Source organism: Dactylosporangium sp. NPDC005572 (assembly GCF_040605515.1).
Classification (GTDB): Bacteria; Actinomycetota; Actinomycetes; order Mycobacteriales; family Micromonosporaceae; genus Dactylosporangium.
Map to the genome: position 1 here is coordinate 1 of NZ_JBEXCY010000402.1, position 4,244 is coordinate 4,244.

Genomic DNA, 4,244 nt, shown 5'->3' on the forward strand with positions numbered 1-4,244 from the left:
GGCGGGGGCCGCGGACGGGCGGGCCGGCGGGGTGGGTGGCGCCGGGGTGGCGTCGCCGCACGCCTGGACCGAGCCGACCGTCGTCGCCGTCACGCCGCTGCTGCGGGAGCTGGCCGGGCACCTCGCGAGCCGGGACCTGCCCGCGGACGCCCGCCGCCGGGCCGAGGCCGTGCTCCTCGACCTGCTCCGGCCCGTGCACGCCACCGCCCTGCCCGTGCCGCTGCCGGCCGACGACCGGGCGCTGCGGGTCGCCCAGGGCATCGTCGCCGAGCCCGCCGACGGGCGCTCCCTCGACGCGTGGGGCCGCGAGGTCGGCGCGAGCGGCCGCACCCTCGCCCGCGCGTTCGCGGCCGAGACCGGGCTGAGCTTCGGCCGGTGGCGCACCAACGCCCGGCTGCGGGCGGCGCTGCAGCTGCTCGCCGCCGGCACGCCGGTGGCGGTGGTGGCCCGCCGGGTCGGGTACAGCACACCCAGCGCCTTCATCGCCGCGTTCCGCCAGGCGCTCGGCGCCCCACCCGGCGCGTACTTCGACCAGCGACCCCCGGCGCTCCGCCCGGCCGCCGCGGGGACCGGCTCCCCGCATGCGCGCGTCGCCGGCCGCACTCGACCGGAGCGTCGGCCGCCCTGACCCGTCGGCGGCTCGGCCGTGGTTGTCGGCGGGGTGCGGAATAACCGTTTGCGCGTGATCGTTACCGTGGACGTAGTCAACTCGTCGAGTGGAGGGAGCCGGCCGTGCGCTACCGCACCGCTGTCGTGGTTCCCCGCTCGCAGCACGAGGTGATCCTCGTGTCTTCGTCGCTCCCGGTGCCCGCACGCGCGGCGGCACTGGGTCGTCCGTGACCCGGAGCTAGCTCCGGCACGGGCGGAATCGCGCTGTCCTGCCCAGATCCTTCTCGAAGGGTTCATCGGACCGTGCGTACCGACCTGAAGACCAACCTGCAGACAACCAGAAACCTCGGCATCCTCGCCCACGTCGACGCGGGCAAGACCACGACCACCGAACGCATCCTGTTCGCCACCGGCGCCACCTACAAGCAGGGCGAGGTCCACGACGGCACCACCGTCACCGACTTCGACGCCCAGGAGCGCGACCGCGGCATCACCATCTTCGCCGCGGCCGTCAGCGTCACCTGGGCCGGCCACCGCCTCAACATCGTCGACACGCCCGGCCACGTCGACTTCGCCGACGAGGTCGAGCGGTCCCTGCGCGTCCTCGACGGCGCGATCGCCGTGTTCGACGGCGTCGCCGGCGTCGAGCCGCAGAGCGAGTCGGTGTGGCGGCAGGCCGACCGCTACGGCGTACCGCGGATCGCGTTCGTCAACAAGCTCGACCGCACCGGCGCCGACCTCGACGCGGCCGTCGCGTCGATCCGGGACCGGCTGCACGTCACGCCGCTCGTCGTCCAGCGCCCGATCGGGCACGAGGACGGCTTCGCGGGCGTCGTCGACCTGGTCGGGATGCGCCGGCTCACCTGGGATCCCGCCCTGCGCGAGTCCCCGGTGACCGACGCCGACCGGGAAGCCCGGCGCGAGCTCGAGGAGCGCGTCGCCGAGCTGCACACCGGCGCGCTCGAGGAGTTCGTCGGCACCGGCCGGCTGACCGACGCGACGCTGCGCGCGGCGCTGCGCGAGCTCACGCTCGCCGGCGCGGCCGTGGTCGTGCTGTGCGGCTCGGCGTACCGCGACAAGGGCATCGAGCCGCTGCTCGACGCCGTCGTCGCGTACCTGCCGTCGCCGCTGGACGTCGCCAGGGTCGACCCGGACGCGCCGTTCGCGGCGCTGGTGTTCAAGGTGCACGCGGCCGCGACCGGGCGCCTGACGTACCTGCGCGTCTACTCCGGCACCATCGGGAAGGGGGCATCCGTGCTCGACGCCGGCACCCGGCGCACCGAGCGGGTCGGGCGCATCCTGCACGTCCAGGCCGACCGGCACACCGAGGTCGACCGGGCGTCGGCCGGCGACATCGTCGCCGTCGTCGGGATCAAGCACGCCCGCGTCGGCGCGACGCTGTGCGCCCCCGACGCCCCCGTACTGCTGGAGCCGCCCACGACCGCGACGCCCGTCGTGTCCGTGGCGGTCGAGGCGCGGGTGCGCGCCGACACCGACCGCCTCGCCATAGCCCTCGCGCGGCTGGTCGACGAGGACCCGTCGCTCGCCGTGCGCAGCGACCCCGAGACCGGCCAGACCGTGCTGTCCGGCCTCGGCGAGCTGCACCTGGAGGTCGCGGTGGAGAAGATCCGCCAGACCGCCGGGCTGTCGGTGAACGTCGGCCGGCCGCAGGTGGCGTACCGCGAGACCGTCGTGCGCGGCGTGACCGGCCTGCTGTACCGGCACGTCAAGCAGGACGGCGGGGCCGGGCAGTACGCCCACGTCCACATCGACGTCGAGCCGTCGGAGGAGGAGTTCGCGTTCGAGTCCACTGTGGTCGGTGGCCGGGTCCCGAAGGAGTACGTGCGCGCGGTCGAGGCCGGCCTGCGCGACGCGCTCGCCCAGGGCCCGCTCGGCGGCCACCCGGTCACCGGCGTCAAGGTGACGCTCACCGACGGGGCCACGCACTCGAAGGACTCGTCGGAGCTGGCGTTCCGCACCGCCGGCCGGATGGCCCTGCAGCAGGCGCTCCGGCAGGCCGACATGGCCCTGCTGGAGCCGGTCGTGGAGGCCACCGTCACGGTGCCCGACGACGTCGTCGGCGGCGTGCTCGGCGACCTCGCGGCCCGGCGCGGCCGGGTCACCGCGTCCACCGCCCGCGGCGGCACGGTGGTCCTGACGGCGACGGTGCCGCTCGCCGAGCTGTTCGGCTACGCGACTCGGCTGCGCAGCCGGACGCAGGGCCGGGGCACGTTCACCACCCGCCCGGCCGGGTACGCGCCCGCACCGGCGAGCGTGCCGGCCTGACGTACGGAGGAACACCCGGGGTGCGCCGGAAACGCACCCCGGGTGTTTCGTGCGCGACAGCGTCGGGTACGCGGCACCGTTTAGACTGTCCGTTTCGGGGAGGACACATGCGGGTCGCGGTGCTGGACGTCGGATCGAACTCGGCGCATCTCCAGGTGGTCGACGACTCGCTCGACCCGGTCTTCCGGCTCAAGGCCCCGACGCTGCTCGCCGAGTCCGTCACCCCGGACGGGGCGCTCACACCCGACGCCGTCGAGCGGCTCGTCGCCGCGGTGGCCCGCACCGTCGCCGCGTCCCGGGAGCAGGCGGTCGCCGACCTGATCCCGCTCGCCACGGCCACCATCCGCGACGCGACGAACAACGCCGAGATCCGCCGCCGGGTGCGCGACGCCTGCGGGGTCGAGCTGCGGTCGCTGAGCGGCGAGGACGAGGCGCGCGTGACGTTCCTGGCGGTCCGGCGGTACCTCGGGCCGGCCGCGGGCCGGCTGCTGCTGCTCGACATCGGCGGCATGTCGATGGAGATCGCGGCCGGCGCCGGTGACCGGCCGGACGTGGCCGTGTCGCTGCCGCTCGGCGCCGGCCGGCTCACCCGCCAGTTCCTGCCGCATCACCCGGCCACCCGCGACGCCGTCGACGCGGTCCGGCAGCGGGTCCGCGACGCGCTGCGTGACGTGCCCCGCGTCGCCGGCCCCGACCTGGTGGTCGGCACCTCGAAGACGTTCAAGCAGCTGGCCCGGGTGGCCGGCGACGGGCGCCGGCTGACCCGCCGCAAGCTGCGCGCCTGGGTGCCGCGGCTGGCGAGCATGACCCCGAAGGAGCGCGCCGAGCTGCCCGGCGTCGCGGCGAGCCGGGCCCGGCAGCTGCTGGCCGGGGCGGTGATCGCGGAGGCGGCGATGGACGTGCTCGGTGTCGCCGCGCTGAAGGTGTGCCCGTGGGCGCTGCGCGAAGGGCTGCTGCTGCACCGCCTCACTGAGCTGTCCGCGCCCCGTCAACTGTCGCGATAGGACGGTGCGTGGCCAGCCTGGACGCGCCGAACGCGATCGCCGCCAGGCAGGCCACGAACACGGCGAGGTCGGTGCCCGAGTGCGGGATGTCCTCGTGCAGCAGTACCGCGCCGAGCAGCACCGCCGTGCACGGGTTGGCGACGAGGTCGGCCGGGTAGCTGGAGCCGAGCGCGTCGACCTGGAACGCCGACTGCAGCAGGAACAGCCCGGCCGCCGCGACCGGGGCCAGCAGCAGCGCGGCGACGACCGCGCCCGGGTCGGTGAACGCGTCCGGGCCGAGCGTCTGCCAGCGCCGGCGAACAGGTTCACCTGCTCCTGGGTCACCACCTGGGCCGCGCTGGCGCC

General features: G+C 75.6%; 4 protein-coding genes. 3 read left to right on the forward strand and 1 reads right to left on the reverse strand.

The genetic code is table 11. The features are described 5' to 3' along the window. The 3 genes from ABZS66_RS60825 to ABZS66_RS60835 all read left to right on the forward strand — a co-directional run. The coding region (locus tag ABZS66_RS60825) for an AraC family transcriptional regulator (protein ID WP_354773996.1) at positions 1-628 on the forward strand (628 nt) is incomplete at its 5' end. A gap of 284 nt (positions 629-912) precedes the next feature. Beyond that, positions 913-2,895, forward strand: coding sequence for an elongation factor G (gene fusA, locus ABZS66_RS60830; protein WP_354773998.1), 1,983 nt, complete (start codon positions 913-915; stop codon positions 2,893-2,895). 107 nt (positions 2,896-3,002) lie between these two features. Continuing rightward, the gene (locus tag ABZS66_RS60835) at positions 3,003-3,899 is read left to right on the forward strand and encodes a hypothetical protein (protein ID WP_354774000.1); all 897 of its coding nucleotides are present in this window, start codon (positions 3,003-3,005) and stop codon (positions 3,897-3,899) included. Here the strand turns inward: ABZS66_RS60835 and ABZS66_RS60840 are convergent. Beyond that, positions 3,862-4,244: hypothetical protein (locus tag ABZS66_RS60840; protein ID WP_354774002.1), on the reverse strand; the 383-nt coding region annotated here is incomplete at its 5' end. The two genes, ABZS66_RS60835 and ABZS66_RS60840, sit on opposite strands and share 38 nt — an antisense overlap.

Bases quoted from the DNA above. Each gene is read 5' to 3' on its own strand.
- ABZS66_RS60835 (WP_354774000.1), top strand. From the start codon at position 3,003: ATGCGGGTCGCGGTGCTGGACGTCGGATCGAACTCGGCGCATCTCCAG.